At 67.3% G+C, this 17,690-nt stretch carries 19 protein-coding genes; 11 read left to right on the forward strand and 8 right to left on the reverse strand.

What is annotated here, in order from left to right; translation table 11 throughout:
* The 3 genes from AB0F77_RS41840 to AB0F77_RS41850 all read right to left on the reverse strand — a co-directional run.
* A partial coding sequence (locus AB0F77_RS41840) for an SDR family NAD(P)-dependent oxidoreductase (protein WP_361959681.1) occupies positions 1–473 on the reverse strand: 473 nt, incomplete at its 3' end.
* Between the two features lie 132 nt (positions 474–605).
* Complete coding sequence (locus AB0F77_RS41845; protein WP_361959628.1) at positions 606–2,081, reverse strand: homogentisate 1,2-dioxygenase; 1,476 nt, start codon at positions 2,079–2,081, stop codon at positions 606–608.
* Between the two features lie 316 nt (positions 2,082–2,397).
* Positions 2,398–3,693 (reverse strand): APC family permease, encoded by a 1,296-nt coding sequence (locus tag AB0F77_RS41850; protein ID WP_361959631.1) that lies wholly within the window; start codon positions 3,691–3,693, stop codon positions 2,398–2,400.
* Positions 3,694–3,798: 105 nt separating this feature from the next.
* On the opposite strand from AB0F77_RS41850, the gene AB0F77_RS41855 reads away from it, so the two are divergent.
* Positions 3,799–4,308, forward strand: coding sequence for an Lrp/AsnC family transcriptional regulator (locus AB0F77_RS41855; protein WP_361959634.1), 510 nt, complete (start codon positions 3,799–3,801; stop codon positions 4,306–4,308).
* A gap of 10 nt (positions 4,309–4,318) precedes the next feature.
* Here AB0F77_RS41855 and AB0F77_RS41860 read toward each other — a convergent pair whose 3' ends face one another.
* From AB0F77_RS41860 to AB0F77_RS41870, 3 genes are all read right to left on the reverse strand, one after another.
* The gene (locus tag AB0F77_RS41860; RefSeq protein ID WP_361959637.1) at positions 4,319–5,350 is read right to left on the reverse strand and encodes an Lrp/AsnC family transcriptional regulator; all 1,032 of its coding nucleotides are present in this window, start codon (positions 5,348–5,350) and stop codon (positions 4,319–4,321) included.
* A 62-nt stretch (positions 5,351–5,412) separates the two neighbouring features.
* Positions 5,413–6,180, reverse strand: a complete 768-nt coding sequence (locus tag AB0F77_RS41865) for an SDR family oxidoreductase (protein WP_361959640.1) — start codon at positions 6,178–6,180, stop codon at positions 5,413–5,415.
* 70 nt (positions 6,181–6,250) lie between these two features.
* Positions 6,251–7,573 carry a multidrug effflux MFS transporter gene (locus AB0F77_RS41870; RefSeq protein WP_361959643.1) on the reverse strand — a complete coding sequence of 441 codons (1,323 nt, stop codon included), beginning with the start codon at positions 7,571–7,573 and terminating at the stop codon, positions 6,251–6,253.
* A 426-nt stretch (positions 7,574–7,999) separates the two neighbouring features.
* On the opposite strand from AB0F77_RS41870, the gene AB0F77_RS41875 reads away from it, so the two are divergent.
* Positions 8,000–9,205, forward strand: a complete 1,206-nt coding sequence (locus AB0F77_RS41875; RefSeq protein WP_361959646.1) for an acyl-CoA dehydrogenase family protein — start codon at positions 8,000–8,002, stop codon at positions 9,203–9,205.
* A 123-nt stretch (positions 9,206–9,328) separates the two neighbouring features.
* On the forward strand, positions 9,329–10,336 hold the full coding sequence (locus AB0F77_RS41880) for an adenosine deaminase (protein ID WP_361959649.1): 1,008 nt from the start codon (positions 9,329–9,331) through the stop codon (positions 10,334–10,336).
* A 95-nt stretch (positions 10,337–10,431) separates the two neighbouring features.
* On the opposite strand, the gene AB0F77_RS41885 is transcribed toward AB0F77_RS41880, so the two are convergent.
* Together AB0F77_RS41885 and AB0F77_RS41890 are read right to left on the reverse strand one after the other, a co-directional pair.
* Positions 10,432–10,860 (reverse strand): VOC family protein, encoded by a 429-nt coding sequence (locus tag AB0F77_RS41885; protein ID WP_361959652.1) that lies wholly within the window; start codon positions 10,858–10,860, stop codon positions 10,432–10,434.
* A 430-nt stretch (positions 10,861–11,290) separates the two neighbouring features.
* Positions 11,291–12,289 carry an alpha/beta hydrolase gene (locus AB0F77_RS41890; protein WP_361959654.1) on the reverse strand — a complete coding sequence of 333 codons (999 nt, stop codon included), beginning with the start codon at positions 12,287–12,289 and terminating at the stop codon, positions 11,291–11,293.
* 181 nt (positions 12,290–12,470) lie between these two features.
* Between AB0F77_RS41890 and AB0F77_RS41895 the strand changes: the two genes are divergently transcribed.
* The 8 genes from AB0F77_RS41895 to AB0F77_RS41930 all read left to right on the forward strand — a co-directional run.
* The gene (locus AB0F77_RS41895) at positions 12,471–13,031 is read left to right on the forward strand and encodes an NAD(P)H-dependent oxidoreductase (protein ID WP_361959657.1); all 561 of its coding nucleotides are present in this window, start codon (positions 12,471–12,473) and stop codon (positions 13,029–13,031) included.
* Positions 13,032–13,065: 34 nt separating this feature from the next.
* Positions 13,066–13,752 (forward strand): helix-turn-helix domain-containing protein, encoded by a 687-nt coding sequence (locus AB0F77_RS41900; protein ID WP_361959660.1) that lies wholly within the window; start codon positions 13,066–13,068, stop codon positions 13,750–13,752.
* A 215-nt stretch (positions 13,753–13,967) separates the two neighbouring features.
* Complete coding sequence (locus AB0F77_RS41905) at positions 13,968–14,711, forward strand: hypothetical protein (protein WP_361959663.1); 744 nt, start codon at positions 13,968–13,970, stop codon at positions 14,709–14,711.
* A gap of 30 nt (positions 14,712–14,741) precedes the next feature.
* Complete coding sequence (locus AB0F77_RS41910; RefSeq protein ID WP_361959666.1) at positions 14,742–15,806, forward strand: LLM class flavin-dependent oxidoreductase; 1,065 nt, start codon at positions 14,742–14,744, stop codon at positions 15,804–15,806.
* An 89-nt stretch (positions 15,807–15,895) separates the two neighbouring features.
* Entirely contained in the window at positions 15,896–16,378 is a 483-nt protein-coding gene (locus tag AB0F77_RS41915) for a MarR family winged helix-turn-helix transcriptional regulator (RefSeq protein ID WP_361959669.1), read from the forward strand.
* Between the two features lie 210 nt (positions 16,379–16,588).
* Positions 16,589–16,978 carry a MarR family winged helix-turn-helix transcriptional regulator gene (locus tag AB0F77_RS41920; protein WP_361959672.1) on the forward strand — a complete coding sequence of 130 codons (390 nt, stop codon included), beginning with the start codon at positions 16,589–16,591 and terminating at the stop codon, positions 16,976–16,978.
* Positions 16,979–17,082: 104 nt separating this feature from the next.
* Positions 17,083–17,430, forward strand: coding sequence for a DoxX family protein (locus tag AB0F77_RS41925; protein ID WP_361959675.1), 348 nt, complete (start codon positions 17,083–17,085; stop codon positions 17,428–17,430).
* A 60-nt stretch (positions 17,431–17,490) separates the two neighbouring features.
* Positions 17,491–17,690 (forward strand): NAD(P)-binding domain-containing protein (locus tag AB0F77_RS41930; protein WP_361959678.1); only part of this gene is annotated, 200 nt, incomplete at its 3' end.

Genomic DNA, 17,690 nt, shown 5'->3' on the forward strand with positions numbered 1-17,690 from the left:
GTCGGCGACAGATACCCCGACCCCATCGCGACCAGCGAACCCCCCGTCCCCTGCTCCGCCATCACCCGCGCCGCCGTCTGCATCATCGTGAAGTGACCCTTGAGATGCGTGCCCACGACCCCGTCCCAGTCCTCCTCCGTCATGTCGAGGAAGGAACCCGGACGCAGGATCCCAGCACTGCACACCAGACCGTCGACCCGCCCCCAACGCGACAGCGCGGCCTGGACGATACGGCGCGCACCCTCCATCGTGGTGACCGAATCACCCACCGCGACCGCGTCACCGCCCTGCGCCCGGATCTCCCCGGCGACCTCCTCCGCGACGGACGACGACGGCACACTGCCGTCCATCGCCACCCCGTAGTCCGCCACGACCACACCGGCACCCTCACCCGCCGCAGCCACCGCAACCGACCGACCGATCCCCCGACCGGCCCCCGTCACCACCACAACCCTGCCATCCAACAAACCCATAACCCACAACCCTTTCCATGTCGTGTACTTGCCTTGCATCGTGTACTTGCCTTGCACCGCGCGTTCAGAAGAAGCGGGACACGACCTCGGTGCCCAGGCGCTCCATCTGCTCGGCCTCGTCGAAGAGCGGCGTCAGGAGAGAGTGGGCGATCCCGCGTTCCCCGACGAGGGTCCGGTGAAATGGTTGCCCAGTCCGTCGAATTCCGCGTCATCACCCGGAAGACGCTGCTCGGAATCAGCAGCCGCAGGTGTCAGCACCATCGGAGAAGGCGCTTCGAAGCCCAGGAGAACGCCGTAGTCGAGCCGCTGGGGATCTTCGCTCGCATTTGTCGCGTGCTCCCAGACGAACGGCGGCGGGCCGTGCGGCGTCATCCTGTTCACGACCTCCGTATATCCGGGTTCGAGCCAGGAACCCACCTTCACCTCTTCTTCCGGAGTTCCCTCCGGCGGGCCGACACGGACAACCCACTCGGTGGCGATATTGCGGTGGTACCAGTTGGGGCGGAATGTATTCCTCTGCGTGAACCACCCGTGGCTCGCCGTGAAGAGGTCTATGTTGTTCACACCGGGGAGGCCGGTGGGTGACACGAGCAGGGTGGCGATCGAGGGATCGGTGTGGTCGAAGCTGGTCGAGTGCACCATCTGGAAGCGCCGGAGCTCGTATCGGTAGGGCACATGGTTGCCGTGCCAGGCGACCACGTCGAACGGCGAGTGGCTGTATGTCGTCTTCCAGAGGTTGCCGCCGATCTTCTGGACGACCTCGACCGGGCGCTCGGAGTCCTCGTACGCCGCCACGGGCGCCTCGAAGTCACGTGGATTCGCCAATCCGTTGGCGCCGAGCGGGCCCAGCTCCGGCAGCACGAAGGGCGCACCGTAGTTCTCGATGACAATGCCGCTTGCCGCGGTTTCGCTGGATGATTCATCGGCGAGGAGATCGACGCTGAATTTGACCGCACGCGGAATCAGGACGATGTATCCCGGAGCAGCGGTCAAGTTGCCGAACTCCGTGCGGACAACCACCGCGCGTTTCGCAGGGATGATTACCAGCTCACCGTCGACATTGCTCATCACCCGGTCGGGCATCGAGGTGTTGGCGGAGTACCAGTGGACCGCCATTCCCGAATTGCTTTCGGGGGATCCGAAGCCGCCCTGGGTCACCAGGCCCGAGATGAAGTCCGTCCCGGCGGGCGGTTCGGGCATCGCACTCCAGGCAACCTTGTTCGGCTCGACGTCAGCCTGGACAAACGGCCCCGAGCGAAGCAGCCCGTTGTCGGCCCGGGTGAAGTGCGGATGCACCACCGACGGACGGATTCGGTACAGCCAGGACCGGCGCATGGTGGCACGCGGTACCAGAAAAGAGGTCCCGTTGAGCTGCTCCGTGTAGAGCCCGTACGCGGGACGCTTCGGGTTGTTCTGCCCGACGGGCAGAGCCCCGGGAAGTGCCTCGCTCTTGTGCTCGTTGTCGAATCCGGTCAGATACGCCGTTGCCTCGCCACCAGCGCTCGACTGCGGCTCCGCGCCCTCTTCTAGGGTGTTCGTTCCCATCTTCATACCCTTCTCATGGCGGCCTTCGTCCTGCGCCTGCTCTCGCCGCAACCGCAGGGTCACCCACCGCAACTGAACGTAATCAACCCGCGACAGTGGCGCCTTGGCGTCACCGCGCCTGGATACAGACGCGGTTGACCGCAGGGGCGCGGCGGGTGTCGTGTCCTCGCCCTCACTCTAAACGGACTTCACCCCGCTTAGGGATCCGTCGGGCACTGTTTTTTGGACGGCATGCCGCGGAACATGGCGCAAGCGTGTTACGGATGGCTGTGAGCAGGGCCCATGCCGGAGCCGATCCGCTCCGCGGCGCTCCGCACCCGCTTCGGTTCAACAAGCTCGTCACCGTGTCTGAAGCGTCCGACCGGGGCAGGTTCAAGGCTCAGCTCGGGCTGATCGACGTTCCGGAACGGCGCTTCGACATCAGACCGGGGACGGAAGTCACCACCGCGACCAAGGTGAGCGCGGCCACTGAGACAAGTCCCGCCGTCGCCAGCAGGGCGACTGTCGCCAGGGCCGCCGCGACCGCGGCCCCGCGTGCGCCGCGGGTGAGGAGGCGCGCCGCCGAGGCACAGCACACCAGATACACCAGCAGGAAGAACGCCGTGGGGAGAGCGACGAGCAGCGAGAGGTCCACGACCTGCAGCGCGGACAGGCCCAGCAGGACGGCGCCGAAGGCGGATACGCCCACGGTGAGAGCGGCCCGCGAGGATCCCGACCGGTACGCCCCCTCGGGTCCGTACAACAGGTGCTGGGCGGTGGCGGTCGCGCTGGCCAGGTAGGCATTGGTGACGCCCAGGGTCAGCAGGACCGCGATGACAGCGGCCAGCCACGGCCCCACGGGGCCCACCGCGACAGCAAGGAGCGCGGCAAGCGGAGTGGTGGTGGCGGCCTCTGATCCCAGCACCGCCTGAAGAGCGCCGGCCAGAGAGAGATAAACGAGGGAGGTGATGACGAAGGCCGCGGTGATGACGCGGGGCAGTTGCCGTCGGGCATCGCCCAGACGCGCGGTCAGGGGGGCCGCCGCCTCCCAGCCGACGAAGGCCATCATCAGGTGCCCTGCCGCGCCTGCGACGCCGGACCACCCGTGGTCGAGGAAGGGCTGCCAGTTGCCGACGCGCGCGGAGCCGGCACTCGCACCGACGGCGACGACAAGAAGGGCCAGCAGTAGCCCCATCAGCAGGAGTTGAAGCCGGGCGCCGCTGTTCGCGCCGAACAGGCGCAGGACCAGGACGAGAACGAGCAGTCCGCCGGCGAATGCCGGACCGTATCCGGGACGGGCGGTCACGGCCGCCACGTACTGCCCGCCGATCAAGCACACGACCGGCACTCCCGTGATCACACCGAGGAGAAACGCCCAGCCGGTCGCTCGCCCGAAGTGGGCTCCGAGTCCGGCGGTCGCGTAACCGGCCACCCCCGCATGCGATCCCACGGATGTCCCGAGACGGCTGAAAACGAGGGCGATCAGCCCGGAGAGCACCAGCATCGCGGTCCATGCCAGGACGGCGGCGGCACCCGCCTTCTGAGCGGCCAGCCCAGGGAGCAGCAGCAGACTGGGGCCGAGCAACGCGCCTATGTAGTGTGCCGTGGCCCGCGGAACGGTCAGCGGCGCTTGCGCGAGCGGCGCCGGTCGCCCGGTGGGGGGAGAGTACGGCGGAGAAGACGTCGTGGCGTGCATGACGGCAGGATGAATCATATTGCGAGACATGCGATGCCTAATTGACCTCAGGTTCGGCAGTGGTACGCAACCTGATGCCACGATGACGCCGCTACGCTGCATCTCATGCCATCACCGCAATACGACCGGGTGGACCGGTTGATCCTCGACCATCTCCAGCGTTTCGGGCGCACCCCCAACAACGAGCTGGCGGAAGCCGTGAGTCTGTCGCCCTCGGCCTGCCTCCGGCGTACAAGAGCGCTGGAGGAAGCAGGGCTCATCGCGGGGTATCGGGCGGAGCTGGACCAACGGCGCCTCGGACTCGGGCTGACGGTGTTCGTCGCGCTGAAGGTGGAACGCCACTCACGCCAGACCTCCCAGGCCGTGGAGGACGCCCTGATGGAGATCCCGGCGGTCGTCGCCTGCCATGTCGTCTCCGGTGAGGCGGACTTCCTCCTGGAAGCCGTGCTGCCCGACCTCGAGGCGTACGAAGGGATCCTGCTGGACCGCATCCTCGCGATCCCCCACATCATCGACGCCCACAGCACCTTCGCCATCCGCACGGTCCGCTCACGCGGGCCGATGCCCCTGGAGGACTGGCCGAGCCGACGACGATCCGGGCCGACGAGCGGCTGACCCGCGCACCTCATCCGGTGTGACGCCGCGAGGGGGTGGCTGGTGCGAGCAGGTCGTTGTCCCTCATCAGGGTGTTGAACTGCTTGATCTGCCGCAGCACCGGGGACACCTCGACGGCCTGGACCCCCTGGAGGGCTCCGATGCGGTCGGTGACGAAGCTGAAAAGATCGTCGAGGCTGCGGCAGTTGACGACCGCGTGCATGTTGTGGACACCGGAGACCGCGGCGGCAAAGGCCACCTCGGACATGTGGGAAAGCTCCTTGCCGACCGTCCGCAGGGCCGTCGGTGAGACTTGCAGCCACAGGTTGGCCCGGGTGGCGAAGCCGAGGGCGGCCCTGGACAGCTCGACATCCAGGTGGATGACTCCTGCGCTCAACAAGGTCTTGACCCGACGAGCGGTCCGGGCGGGGCTGATTCCGGCAGCCGCGGCCAGGCTGACGTGGCTGGCCCGTCCGTCCGCCGCCATGCCGAGGAGGATCGCCTCGTCGTGGGGCTGGAACTGGACGGGTTCGGCAGATGGTCCGGGAAGAGGCCCGGCCAGTGCCAGTTTCTCGCTGTCGGCGAGCACATCGTGCAGGGCGGTCCACTCCTGCGAGCAGCCGCGGGTGAAGACGTGCATGGCGACGGCCGCCTCGATCTTGAGCACGGAAGACACCCGGGGCAACAGCTCGACCAGCAGTTGCTCCCGATCCTGCTGGGTACGCGAGCGCACCGCGCAGGTGATCTCCGATCCGGCCGCGTCCAACGACAGCCAGCTGACGTCGTCGCGCCGGGCGAGGGCGTCCGAGACGGCGGGGGTGGCATCCGGGCGGCACTGCACCCGGATGATCCACTCGCTCTGTCCGAGGGCCGTGGTGTCCACCACCCCCACCACCTGGAGCACTCCCTCACGTCGCATACGCCGGTAACGGCGCGCGACGGTTGCCTCCGAAAGCCCCAGCACCTCTCCCAGTTGGGCGAACGCCTCGCGAGGCGCGAGCTGCAGAGCCGCGATGACTCGCAGATCGTCCGTGTCCAGGTGACCTGTCGTTGTCAGCGTCATCGGCGTTGCAGTCCCTTCGATGGAGGTGGCGGAAGAAACGAGGCGCAGGCGCGGGAAGCCGGTCAGAGCATCATGCCGCCGCTGGCCTCCACCCGCGTACCGTTGATCCAGCCGGTCCCGGGAGCCAGCAGGGCCGCGACCACACCCCCGATGTCCTCGGCCTCGCCGACCCGTCCCAGAGCGGTCATGCCGCCGATGGCCTGGCGTCCCTGGGGAGTTCCCGCGAAGCCGCCGGCGAAGTCGGTCGCGGTGGCACCGGGCGCGACGACGTTGACCGAGATGCGCCGCTCACCGAGCTCCACGGCAAGATAGCGGGTGAGGACCTCCACAGCGGACTTCACCGACGCGTACGCGGACATGCCCGCGTTGGAGAACCGGGTCAGCGCGGTCGACACGTTGATGATCCGCCCCTCCTCGGCGATGAGCGGCAGCAGCTTCTGCGTCAGGAAGAAGACACCCTTGAAGTGCACGTTCACCAGGTCGTCAAAGTACTCCTCAGTCACTTGGCCGAAAGGCACCAGACCTCCTGAGCCCGCGTTGTTGACGAGGAAGTCGAACTGAGAGCGGTTCCAGTTGGTCTCAAGCGTGCTGCGGACGGTGTCGGCGAAGGCGGTGAAGCTGCCGCTGTCGGCCACATCGAGCTGAAGGGCATGCGCCTCACGGCCCAGGGAGCGGACCTTGTCGACCACCGCCTCGGCCTCCTCCTTGTGGCCGCGGTAGGTGAAGATGATGTCCGTGCCGTCCTCGGCCAGCTTCAGCACGGTGTCACGGCCGAGGCCGCGGTTGCCGCCGGTGACGAGGGCGATCCGGGGGGCGGAATGCGTACTCATGAACAACTCCACAGTGGGAAGGAACGGTGGGGAAGAAAGCAGGAAGAAAGCAGAGGGGGCGGGGCCGACGTCAGAGGTCGGCGTCGCCGTCCGGTCGTCCGGGACGGACCAGGACCACCAGGACGAGCAGGAGGACCACGAGCCCGCCGGTGATCACGGAGGCCATGGCGGCCGGTCCGGTGCCGACGACCCCGACGAGCGGGGAGACCAGCGCGCCGATCCCGAACTGGACGGCGCCCAGGAGTGCCGCCGCGGTTCCGGCGACACGCCCGTGCCGTGACAGGGCGAGCGCCGGGGCGTTCGGCATCGCGAAGCCCGTGGCGAAGAGGGTCAGCCACAGGGGCGCGAGCACCCCGACGATGCCTCCGGCGCCAGTGGCCCCGCACACCACCAGAAGGACGCCCCCCGCGGTGGCCACGACACCGGCGCGCACCAGGACCTGCATCGGCGTACGGCGGCGCAGCACTCGTACGTTCAGCTGGGTGGCCAGTACCACCCACAGGGCTCCCGCGCCGAAGACGAGTCCGAACTCCTGCTCGTCGAGGCCGAAGTGGTCCTGGAAGACGAACGGAGATCCGGCGACGAAGGCGAAGATGGTGCTCATCGCCAGCCCCGCCACCAGCACCAGGCCGACGAACCGGCGGTCACGCAGGAGAGTGGCGTAGTCCTTCATCGACTGCCCGAGCCCACCGGAGCGGCGCCGTTGTGCGGGCAGGGTCTCGGGCAGCGCGCGGGCCGTCACCACAGTGATCACCACGCTGAGCGCCGCCAGGACGACGAAGACTCCGCGCCATGACGTGGCCGTCAGTACCACCCCGCCGAAGGTCGGGGCCAGGATCGGTGCAACGCCCATCACCAGCATGAGCCGTGACAGGAGTCCGGCCGCCCTCGCGCCTTCGTACAGGTCCCGGACCATCGCCATGGTGATCACGGTGGACGTGGCGGCTCCCAGTCCCTGGAGCATCCGCAGCGCATCGAGCACGGCGAGGTTCGGGGCCACGGCACACAGCGCGGACGCGACGATGTGCACGCCCAGCCCGATCAGCAGCGGCTTGCGCCGGCCCAGGGCGTCCGACATCGGGCCTGCGACCAACTGCCCCAGGGCAAGCCCGATGAGCGTCGCGGTCAGCGTGAGCTGTACCGAGGCGGCGCTGGTGTCCAACTGCCGTGCGACAGCGGGCAGCGCGGGCAGATACATGTCGGTGGTCAGCGGGCCGACTGCCACCAGGGAGCCCAGCATGAGCACCGTGCGCAGTCGCGCGCCCTGTGTGGGGCTCCCCGTGTCCGTTTCCGAGCCGGTGGGGGGAGGGTGCGTGCCGGCGGGCTCCGCTGTCGGTTTCCGTTGGGCCGAGGACAGCTTGGACGCCTGACCGGACGGTGGGTACGTGTCCATGGCCAAAAGCATCGGCGCTCCCTCCGGCCGGAGTGACTGCGAAGGCGTCCTCGCCGCCGAAACCCGCGCGAGGTGGTGCGGACGCGTCGGCTTCCGTCATGTCCCGACCGCCGCGTCATCGGTTTCCGTCACCTTTTCGGCATGGTGTACGCGGACGACGGCCGCCGTCGGGGCCGATGGCGCGGCAGGCGTCGCATCCACGACGTGACGTGCAAAGCAGGTAAGGACATGACGTATGAGGGATTCGGCGGCTTGCTCTCATACCTGAAGCTGCTACGGTCATTGCGTTCATCGCGAGGGAGTCTCCCCGCGCCTCCTCCCCTGCCCCTGCGTCGCAGCGGGAGGCCCATTTCCCGGGACACGTCCGGCTGACGTCAACCCCGGCTACCACGACGCCGTGGTGAACACACCCGAAAGAGGGCCGTAGTGAACGCATTTGACTCCTCCGCAGCTCAGGCAGGCCGTGTCCCGACACGCGGGGAACTCGTCGCTTCCGCCCTGGCACTGCACCCGCTCCTGCGCCAGTACAGCGGCTGGGCCGAGGCCGAGCGACGGCCGGCTCCCGAAGTGACGAAGGCTCTGGCCGAGGCGGGATTCTTCCGGCTGATGAAGCCCGTACGCTTCGGCGGCTACGAGGCCGACCTGCGTACGGTCACCGAGGTGCTTGAGGCGCTCGGGCGGGGCGACGGTTCGGCCGCCTGGCTCGTCGGTGTCGCGACAACGGCCAGTTGGATGGCGGGACTCGCCTCGGAACAGGCCCAACTGGACCTGTTCGGCCCCGATCCGGACTCACGCGTGGCCGGCGGAAGCAACCCCTCCCCCGCCCGTGCCGTCGAAGGCGGCTACGTGATCAGCGGCCGGTGGGCGTACTCCTCCGGAGCCCACCACGCCACCTGGGCCACGATGGGCGCGCTGATCACCGATGACTCCGGCCATGTCGTCGACGTCGTCCTGGCCCTCGCACCGGCTTCCGAGCTGGGCATCGAGGAGACCTGGCAGACGGTCGGCATGCGAGGGACGGGCAGTCACACCTTCGTCGCCGACGATGTGTTCGTCCCCACCCACCGCACGTTCTCCATGGGCCGGATGGCGCGGGGCATATGGCCGGTACCGACCGATGAGGCGATGTACCGGCTTCCGCTCGGCCCCCTCGCGACCCTTCTCCTGGCGGCTCCCTTGCTCGGACTCGGACAGGCCGCCCTCGACCTGGTGGTGGCCAAGGCGCATGACAAGGGCGTCGCCCACACCTTCTTCCAGCACCAGAGCGACTCGGTGGGTGTGCAGATCCAGATCGCCGAGGCGTCCCTGAAGATCAGGACCGCCCGGCTGCATCTGCACGCCGTCGCCGACGAGATCGACGCGGCGACCTCCCGCGGCGAGCAGGTCGACTTCGGAGCCCGGGCCGCCTACCGGGCGCAGTGCGGACATGCCGCCCAGCAGGTCCTTGAAGCCCTCAACATCCTGCTCAACGTGCACGGTGCCGGTTCCTTCGCCGAGAACAACCCCCTCCAGCAGTACTGGCGCGACGCCAACACCGCGGCACGGCACGGATCGCTCAACGCCACCGTCGGCTACGAGATCCACGGCAAGGCTCTCCTGGGCATCGATGAACCCGTCAGCCCGTTGATCTGACCGGTCCGGGCGCACGCTCGGCCTTCCAGAGTGGTCAAAGGCAACGGAAACACGAAGAGAGCAGGAGCTGTTGTGCGCGCCATGGACATGGATGCCCGAAGCGTCAGGGAGTTCTGCAGGGCCTTGCCCAAGGCGGAGCTGCATGTTCACCTCGAAGGATGTCTTGAACCCGAGCTGCTCTTCGCGCTCGCCCGACGGAACGGGGTCGCGATTCCCTGGGGTTCGGTCGAGGAGCTGCGGGCGGCGTACCGCTTCGACGATCTCTCCGCGTTCCTCGAACTGTACTTCGCCGGCTGTCAGGTGCTCGTACAACAAGAGGACTTCTACGACCTCACGCGCGCCTATCTGGCCCGCGCGCACGCCGACGGAGTCGTGCACGCCGAGATGTTCCTGGGGCCTCAGAGCTTCACCGAGCGCGACGTGCCCATGGGCTCCGTTCTCGGCGGGATCCTGGACGCGATCGAGGACGCACGGGTCGAGACGGGCATCAGCGGCTCGCTCCTGGTGAGCGCACACCGGCACCGCGACGAAAGTGACGCCTTCGCCCTCCTGGACGAGGTCCAGCCCTGGGCCGACCGGATCGCCGGGTTCGGGATGGGGGGCGTCGAGATCGGCAACCCGCCGAAGAAGTTCGCCCGCTACTTCGACGAACTACGGCGGCAGGGGTTCCGCACCTGTGTACACGCCGGTGAGGAAGGACCCGCGGACTACGTCCGTCAGGCACACGAGGTGCTCGGCGCCGACCGCATCGACCACGGCATCGCGGTGCTGGACGACAACAGCCTCGTCAAGGACATCGCCGACGCGGGGACACCGCTGACGGTCTGCCCGGTCTCCAACGTACGGCTCAATGTCGTACCGGAGTTGAGTGCACACCCTCTCCCCCGGATGCTGGCGGCAGGTCTCAATGTGTCGCTGCACTCGGACGATCCAGCCTATTTCGGCGCGTACGCGAGCGACACCTATGCCGCTGTCGCGGCCCAACTCGGCCTGGATGCCGTTGCCCTGGCCGGCCTCGCGGCCAACAGCGTCCGTTCGTCCTTCCTGCCGGAGAGCGAGCGGCAGCGTCTCCTCACGCACATCGACGACACGGTTCGACACCGGCCGCGACAAGAGCACAACGAGGCATAGACAGGTCGTCGCCCAGTAGAAGGTGCCCTGGGCGCGATACGAGGGACGCTCCGGGCACGATGCCCGGAGCGTCCGGCGTTCACCGCGGTGAACGGCTACTCCTCCAGGCGGCGCCCCTGGTCGTCCCGGCCCCTGATGAGTGCGCCGGGGATGAACACGTACGGTGTCGTCTGGATCTCCAGGTCGTGGCCGTTGGGATCGTCGAAGTAGATCGACCGGCCGCCGTCGCCGGTGTTGATCTCCCACGGGTGCCGACGGAACGGATCACCCCAGTAAGTCATACCGCGCTCCTTGATCCGGGCGAAAATTTCATCGAAAGAATTCTCGCTGACAAGAAAAGAGAAGTGCTGGGTGGGGAACTCACCGTCGAAGGCGACGTAGTCCAGGTGTACAGCGCCCATTTCAACGGCCTTGAACGGGCCGAAACTGGCCGGCTCCGGGAGACCGAGGATATCGGCCAACCAGCGCGCGGACGCTTCCTCGTCCTTCGCGAAAACGACGGTGTGATTGAATTCGACAGTCACGGGCGAGCCTCCGATGATCGTGCTCTTTGTCTTCCGTGCTGCATCGTCGGCTTCAAAACCCGTACATCAGGGTCGGCCGACGGAGAGGCAAGCAACGCACAGCCTACAACGACCGTGGTGCGATGGGGAGATGACCTCCTCCAGCCTTCATCACGTCCGCCGTCCGGATTTCGCCGACCAGCCACCCACCGGAGCAGGAAAAAGACATCGGAGAGATAATTTCCGCAGATTTTCGCCGTGGATGCGATCGCAACGTCCTCGGACAACCAGCCGAAGAAAACTGACGCACAGGAAAAAGAATGAGCCATCTTCAAGGACCATAAGCCAGGTCGTCCGGTCGCCGCGCGCGCCGGAGCAGTGCGGGGCGACCGGACGGCCTCTCTTCCTGGAGCTCCACGCTGTCCCCGAATGACGCTCCAGGAGTCTGGTTCTAGGCCGGTTTGTTGTTCAGGGCGCGGGTGAAGAATTCGTGGCGGGTGGTGCGGGCGGCCTTGGTGAGCGCCGCGTCGAGTGCCATGAGGTCGGATCCGTGGAAGCCGCCGCCCCAGATGTGGAGGTCGACGGACACGCCGGCCTGGGAGAGCCGCTGGGCGTAGTCGATGGCCTCGTCGCGGAACGTCTCGGCGGAGCCGCAGTCGACGAACGTCCGCGGGAGTCCGGAGAGATCGGTGGCCCGTGCGGGGGCGGCGTAGGCCGACACGTCCGACCCGCCGCGCCGCTCGCCGAGCAGTGCGGTCCAGCCGACGGTGTTGTCGTCGCGGTCCCACATGCCCTCTCCGTCGAGTTCCCGGCTCGAGGGGGTGATGAACCGGTCGTCGAGCATCGGGCTCATCAGGATCTGGTGGCTGAGTGCGGGAAAGCCCTGGTCCCGGGCCATGAGGGCGGTCCCGGCGGCGAGGCCGCCGCCCGCGCTGCCGCCCGCGATCATCAGGTGCCCGGGATCGATGCCCAGCTCAGCGGTGTGGCGTCCGGTCCACACGAGGCCGGCGTAGCAGTCCTCGACCGGCGCGGGGTCCGGGTGTTCCGGGGCGAGACGGTAGTCGGGAGACACGACCACCGCGCCGAACTCCGCCACCAGCGGCGCGAGTTCGTGCAGACCGTCCTCGGCGGAGCCGAGGATCATCCCACCACCGTGCGTGTGGTAGATGCCCGGCCAGGGGCCTGTTCCCTCGGCCGGCGACAGCACCACCAGGCGCAGTTCGGGCCGTTCACCCTCGGCGGGCACCGTCACCTCGTGCTTGCGCACCTTCCCGCCCATCGTGAGATCGAACGGCTCCACACCGGGAAAGCCCTTGGCCACCGTCTCCCGCAGGGCCGGGATCCCCTCAAGGGTGAACGGCGGGTACAAGGCGCGGACCTGTTCCAGGGTCGCCACCACCTCGGGGTCGAACGGCGGGTGACTGGGGCGGCCGATCTTGCTGCTGCTCATGGCACAACCTCTCTCGCGGCTCCGGGCGACAGCGTTCCCGCTCGGGACGGCGGCTGTCGCCGCAGCCACCTCACGGTGACCCGTCGATCCTGAGTCTCACGCTGATGATTTGTCAACCACAAACGAAAGGTGTACCGTCCTGCTTATTCAAAGCCAGATACCCGATCCACCAGGAACTTCCATGACTCGCATCGGCATCATCGTCGGCAGCACCCGTCCGGGACGTAACAGTGAGCAGGTCGCTCGCTGGGTCTACGAGCAGGCGTCCCAGCGCACCGACGCCACGTTCGACCTCATCGATCTGGCCAACTACCCGCTGCCCCACCTGGACGAGGCGATCTCGGCCGTGTACGGGCGGTACGAGAACGAGCACACCAAGGAGTGGGCCAAGGTCATCGGCGCGTACGACGGCTTCGTCATCGTGACGCCCGAGTACAACCACTCCACCACCGGCGTGCTGAAGAACGCCATCGACTACCTGTACGCCGAGTGGAACAACAAGGCGGTCGGCTTCGTCTCCTACGGCGCCAGCGGCGGCGTCCGGGCCGTGGAGCACCTGCGGCTGATCGCCGGCGAGATCCAGATGGCCGATGTGAAGACCAACGTCGCCCTGTCGATGTTCTACGACTTCAAGGACTTCAAGGAGCTGACCCCCACCCCCTATCAGCTCCCCACGCTCACGAGGATGTTCGACGAAGTGATCACCTGGAGCAACGCTCTCAGGCCGCTGCGCCACCAGTAAGAGGAGAGCATTCTCCGGTTGCTAGACTGGACGAATGGCGACTTCGAAGAGTACCCAGACGTCACAGAAGCCGCTGCGCGCCGACGCCGCACGCAATCGTGAGCGCATCCTCGATGCGGCCCGGGAACTCTTCGAACAGCGCGGGCTCGACGCCCCATTGGACGAGGTCGCCACTCGTGCCGGGGTCGGCGCCGCCACCCTTTACCGCCGTTTCCCGAGTCGCGAGAGCCTGGTCGAGGCGGTCCTCCTGGAGAAGATGGAGCTCTGGCTGACTGCCACCGAGGCGGCTCTGGAGAACGAGGACCCCTGGGGGGCCTTCTGCGGGCTCATGGACTGGCTGTGCGCCACCATGGCCGCGGACCGCGGCTTCAGCGACCTGATCAGCATCAGGTTGCCTCTGTCGGACAAGGCCACTCACCTGCGGGAACGCGGTGAACAGGCAACAGCCCTGCTCATCCGCCGGGCGCAGGACGCAGGACGGCTGCGTACCGACTTCGTCATGGAGGATGTCCTCCTCTTCCTCACGGCCAATGCCGGCGTGATGCAGGTGACCCAGGCCGACGCCCCTCATGCGTGGCGTCGCCTGCTCGCCTATCTCCTGGAAGGGTGCCGGAGCGACCGAACGGGTCCCCTGCCCGCCGCTCCGACGCCCCTCCAGATGGAGCGCGCACTCACAGGGAACGCCTGCGCCAAGGGATTCGGGGCAGGTCACAGGAACTGACGCGCCGTCGTAGACCTCTCGCGTTCGAGGGGGCCGCAGGTCAGGGGCGGCCCCCTTCGACGCGTCCGGGACCCGTTTCCTGCGGCCCTCGCGATATGACGCACACCACAGAAGCGACGAAATAAACGGAGACTACCGTTCGCTTACATCCTCATTGCACGACGAACGGGCTCATCGCAGCGCGGTGACGGCCCCGGACGACCGGGAGGACAACTGTGCAACTGTGCGGGTCACATCATCTGGAACGCGACCGGCGCCGACAGTTGCTCTTCGGCGCCGCGGGGGTGTCCACGGGCATCGTCTTCCTGACACTGCTCAAGCTGGCCACCAACCGGAGAGATGAATCCGGTGGTTCATGGGTGACAGCTCCCCGAGATCGACTGGGCCAGTATCGGTCAGCGATCGCGGACTTCGGTGGTGAACTGCGGTACGAAGCCGCGCGGTTGCCGGCCTGGGATCCGGCTCTCGTCCTCTGGCCTCTCATCGCGCTGGTCCTGCTGTGGCTGGCCCAGCGCCATCTGTGGGTCTATCTGCGCACGGCTCTGGCACTGCTGCTGTCGACGGCCGCCGGCATGGCCGTTGTCATCACCGACCGTGTGTTGCGGCCGCAGCCGCCGGACCACACGCTGGCCGCGGGAGTGATCGGGCAGTCGCACGCCACCGTCCGTCCCTGGCAGGCCGGTCTGTTTCCCGACTCGTTCAATCAGCCTGGGCTGCAGGCGAGTTGGTATCTGCTGACGGCGCTGGCAGTGATCAGTGTGATCCACCGAGTGCTGGTCCGGGCTCTTCTGTTCGTCCCCGCCGTGTCGGTGGTCGCCGGTGTGGTGTTGATGTCCGACGAGCCGGTGACGACCGCTTCACTGATCACGATCGTGCCCGCTGTCGCCTGGTACGCCGCCGGACGCTGTCCGGTTCGAGGACGCGAACACCGACCGCACCAGCGCAGTGGTGCTCGGTGAAGGACAAGTCGAGAGGCAGGAACGGCAATCATGACTGACCACATCATCGATCCCGAGACCATCGAATTCGGGTTGGACACCTTCCTCCCCGTCACAAGAGATGCCGCGGGCAACGAAGTGGCGGGAGACCAAGTCGTCCGGAACACCGTCGAGGAAGCCGTACTCGCCGACCAGGTGGGCGTGGACTCCTTCAACGTCGCGGAACACTACCGCGAGGGCATGATGGATTCCGCCGGCGTCGTCGTGCTCGCCGGTATCGCCGGTCGTACTCGCCGGATCCGTCTGGGCACGGCGGTCACCGTGCTGAGCACCCAGGACCCCGTACGGCTGTTCACCGAGTTCTCGACCCTGGACGCGATCTCCGACGGCCGCGCCCAGATCGCCCTGGGCCGGGGCTCGCTCACCGACTCCTTCCCCCTGTTCGGCTACGACCTCGCCGACTACGAAAAGCTCTTCGACGAGAAGCTCGACCTGTTCACCAAATTGCTGAGGGAACAGCCCGTGACCTGGTCGGGAACCGTCCGCTCACCACTGACCGGACAACGGCTCATGCCACCGCTGCCCGCCGGGCATCTGCCGACCTGGGTGGCGGTCGGCGGAAGCAAGGAGTCGGTGGTCCGGGCGGCGCGCTTCGGGCACCCGCTGATCCTCGCCATCATCGCCGGCGACATGGCACGGTTCAGGCCGTACGTCGACCTGTACCACCGGGCACTCAAGGAGTTCGGCCGGTCCCGGTTGCCCGTCGGTGTCCATTCCCACGGGTACATCGCCCCCACCGACCAGGAAGCACGGGACATCCAGCTCCCCCACCTCATCGAAACGTGGAACAACGACGGGCGACTCGGCACGAGGGACCGGGCCTTCTTCGAGAAGGAGATCACCCACGGAGCCCAGTTCATCGGCTCCCCCGAAACCGTGGCCTCCAAGATCGCCGACAAGATCCGCCTTCTCGGCCTCGAACGCTTCGACCTGGCCTGCGCGACGGGCCCCATGCAGCACGAACAGAAGATGGCAACCATCGAACTGTACGGCCGCGAGGTGATCCCACTGGTCCGCGACCTCCTGCGGGACGAGCCCGCCGTCGTCCCCGCATGAGCGGACGGTGCCTCCAGTCCCCCACATGTTCCACCTATCACAGATAATCAATTCTATGCAATATATTGCGTATCGCGTATCATTGGTCTGTGGCTGAGACTTCGAGGACCGTGAGACCGCAGGTTCTTCCCCTGGTCGAGCACCTGGTCCGGGTGGGGCGACGCACCGCCGAAGGCCTCACGGCAGTCGGCGGCCTTCGCCCACGACACCTGATCGCACTGAAACTGCTCAGCGAACAGGGGCCGTCAGGGCAGCAAGGGCTCACTCACGGCCTCAGCCTGGATCCGAGCAACGTGGTCGGGCTGCTCAACGAACTGGAGGGGCGCGGCCTCGTCACCCGACGCCGCGATCCCGCCGACCGGCGCCGCCACATAGTGGAGATCTCACCCCTGGGCGAGGAGGAACTCCACAACGCCTATGACCAGCTCGGCCTCATCGAGGACAGGCTGTTCAGCGTGTTGAGCACCGACGAGCGTCTCGCGCTCCACGAGATGCTCACGCGCGTCCTCGCCGGAGAGCCCCCGTACCACCCGCCGGCGGAGGACACCGACCACTCCGACTGCCAGGACTGACACGGACGGACGGCGAACGGAGGCCGCTACGCCCAACCGCTTCACCCACCGCTCCGTCGTCAACCGACGGACAGTCGGCACATCATCGGTGTCAGGCGATTTGGGTACCCTTGGCCCATGGTCAAGAAGACGCCTGCCGCCATCGATTCCGCCCCACAGGGAGTGTTGCCCCTCCTAGAGCACCTGACCCGGCTCGGGAAGCGTGTCTACATGAGCGAGATGACTCCGGGCGGCCTTCGCCCCCGGCATCTCATCGCCCTGCGCCTGCTCGCCGATCGTGGACCCCTGGGCCAGCAGGGTCTGGGCGAAGCACTGAGCCTGGACCCTAGCAACGTGGTGGGTCTCCTCAACGAACTGGAGGATCGCGAGCTGATCGTGCGGCGGCGCGACCGGGCCGACCGGCGCCGGCACATCGTCGAGCTCTCCCCGGCGGGCGAGGAGGAGGTCGCCCTGTCCGACGAACGGGCGGTCGTCGTCGAGGACAGGATCTTCGCCGCCCTGAGTGCCGACGAGCGGGCGACCCTCCATGACCTGCTGCGGCGCGCGGTCGGCGGGGCGACGCTCACCTGCGAGGTACCCGGCGACACCATACAGGACTGACTGATCCGCCACCACGGGCTTTTCATGGGTCAATCATTTGTGCTACACAATGGACCCATGAATCGCCCTGCGCCTGTGCGCCGCGCCCTTTTGGTGGGTGCCTGATGTTTCTCGCGACAGTGATCGTCGTAGCCGTCCTCGTCGTGATCCTGCTGTTCTCCGGGGCGGGCAAAGTGGTCCGCCAGGAGCAGCAGTTGAAGACGATGGCCAAGGTCGGGTTCCCCGAGGACAAGCTGTGGCTGCTGGCCATCGCGGAGTTCGCCGGCGCCGTCGGACTCGTCGTCGGCCTGTTCTGGTGGCCGCTCGGACTGGCGGCCGCCATCGGCGTGATCCTCTACTTCGTGGGTGCCGCGGTGTCGCACATACGGGTGTCCGACAAGGAGTACGTCCCCGCACTGGTACTCATGCTGGCGGCCGTCGCCGCCTTTGTGCTCCGCCTGCTGAGCAGGTAGCGAACGGCCGGGGCCCGCGCCGACCGGCACACCTCGAAGAACTACCGAGATTGGCTCTCCATGAATTCTCCCCGCACCACGGGTGCTCCCGCCACGGCTCCCGTCAAGGATCCCTGGGAGCTGCCCGACGTCTCCGGTCTCGTGGTGGGTGTGCTGGGTGGCACAGGGCCGCAGGGCAAGGGCCTGGCCCTGCGGCTGGCCCGGGCCGGCCAGAAGGTGATCATCGGTTCCCGGGCGGCCGACCGCGCGCGGGCGGCGGC

The organism is Streptomyces sp. NPDC026672 (assembly GCF_040638185.1).
GTDB lineage: Bacteria > Actinomycetota > Actinomycetes > Streptomycetales > Streptomycetaceae > Streptomyces.

What these genes read in the sequence shown, in the direction of transcription:
- AB0F77_RS41850 (WP_361959631.1), bottom strand. Translation starts at nt 3,693, where the DNA reads ATGCACGCCACGACGTCTTCTCCGCCGTACTCTCCCCCCACCGGGCGA.
- AB0F77_RS41855 (WP_361959634.1), top strand. Translation starts at nt 3,799, where the DNA reads ATGCCATCACCGCAATACGACCGGGTGGACCGGTTGATCCTCGACCAT.
- AB0F77_RS41860 (WP_361959637.1), bottom strand. Translation starts at nt 5,350, where the DNA reads ATGACGCTGACAACGACAGGTCACCTGGACACGGACGATCTGCGAGTC.
- AB0F77_RS41865 (WP_361959640.1), bottom strand. Translation starts at nt 6,180, where the DNA reads ATGAGTACGCATTCCGCCCCCCGGATCGCCCTCGTCACCGGCGGCAAC.
- AB0F77_RS41870 (WP_361959643.1), bottom strand. Translation starts at nt 7,573, where the DNA reads ATGGACACGTACCCACCGTCCGGTCAGGCGTCCAAGCTGTCCTCGGCC.
- AB0F77_RS41890 (WP_361959654.1), bottom strand. Translation starts at nt 12,289, where the DNA reads ATGAGCAGCAGCAAGATCGGCCGCCCCAGTCACCCGCCGTTCGACCCC.
- AB0F77_RS41895 (WP_361959657.1), top strand. Translation starts at nt 12,471, where the DNA reads ATGACTCGCATCGGCATCATCGTCGGCAGCACCCGTCCGGGACGTAAC.
- AB0F77_RS41900 (WP_361959660.1), top strand. Translation starts at nt 13,066, where the DNA reads ATGGCGACTTCGAAGAGTACCCAGACGTCACAGAAGCCGCTGCGCGCC.
- AB0F77_RS41910 (WP_361959666.1), top strand. Translation starts at nt 14,742, where the DNA reads ATGACTGACCACATCATCGATCCCGAGACCATCGAATTCGGGTTGGAC.
- AB0F77_RS41920 (WP_361959672.1), top strand. Translation starts at nt 16,589, where the DNA reads ATGAGCGAGATGACTCCGGGCGGCCTTCGCCCCCGGCATCTCATCGCC.
- AB0F77_RS41925 (WP_361959675.1), top strand. Translation starts at nt 17,083, where the DNA reads ATGTTTCTCGCGACAGTGATCGTCGTAGCCGTCCTCGTCGTGATCCTG.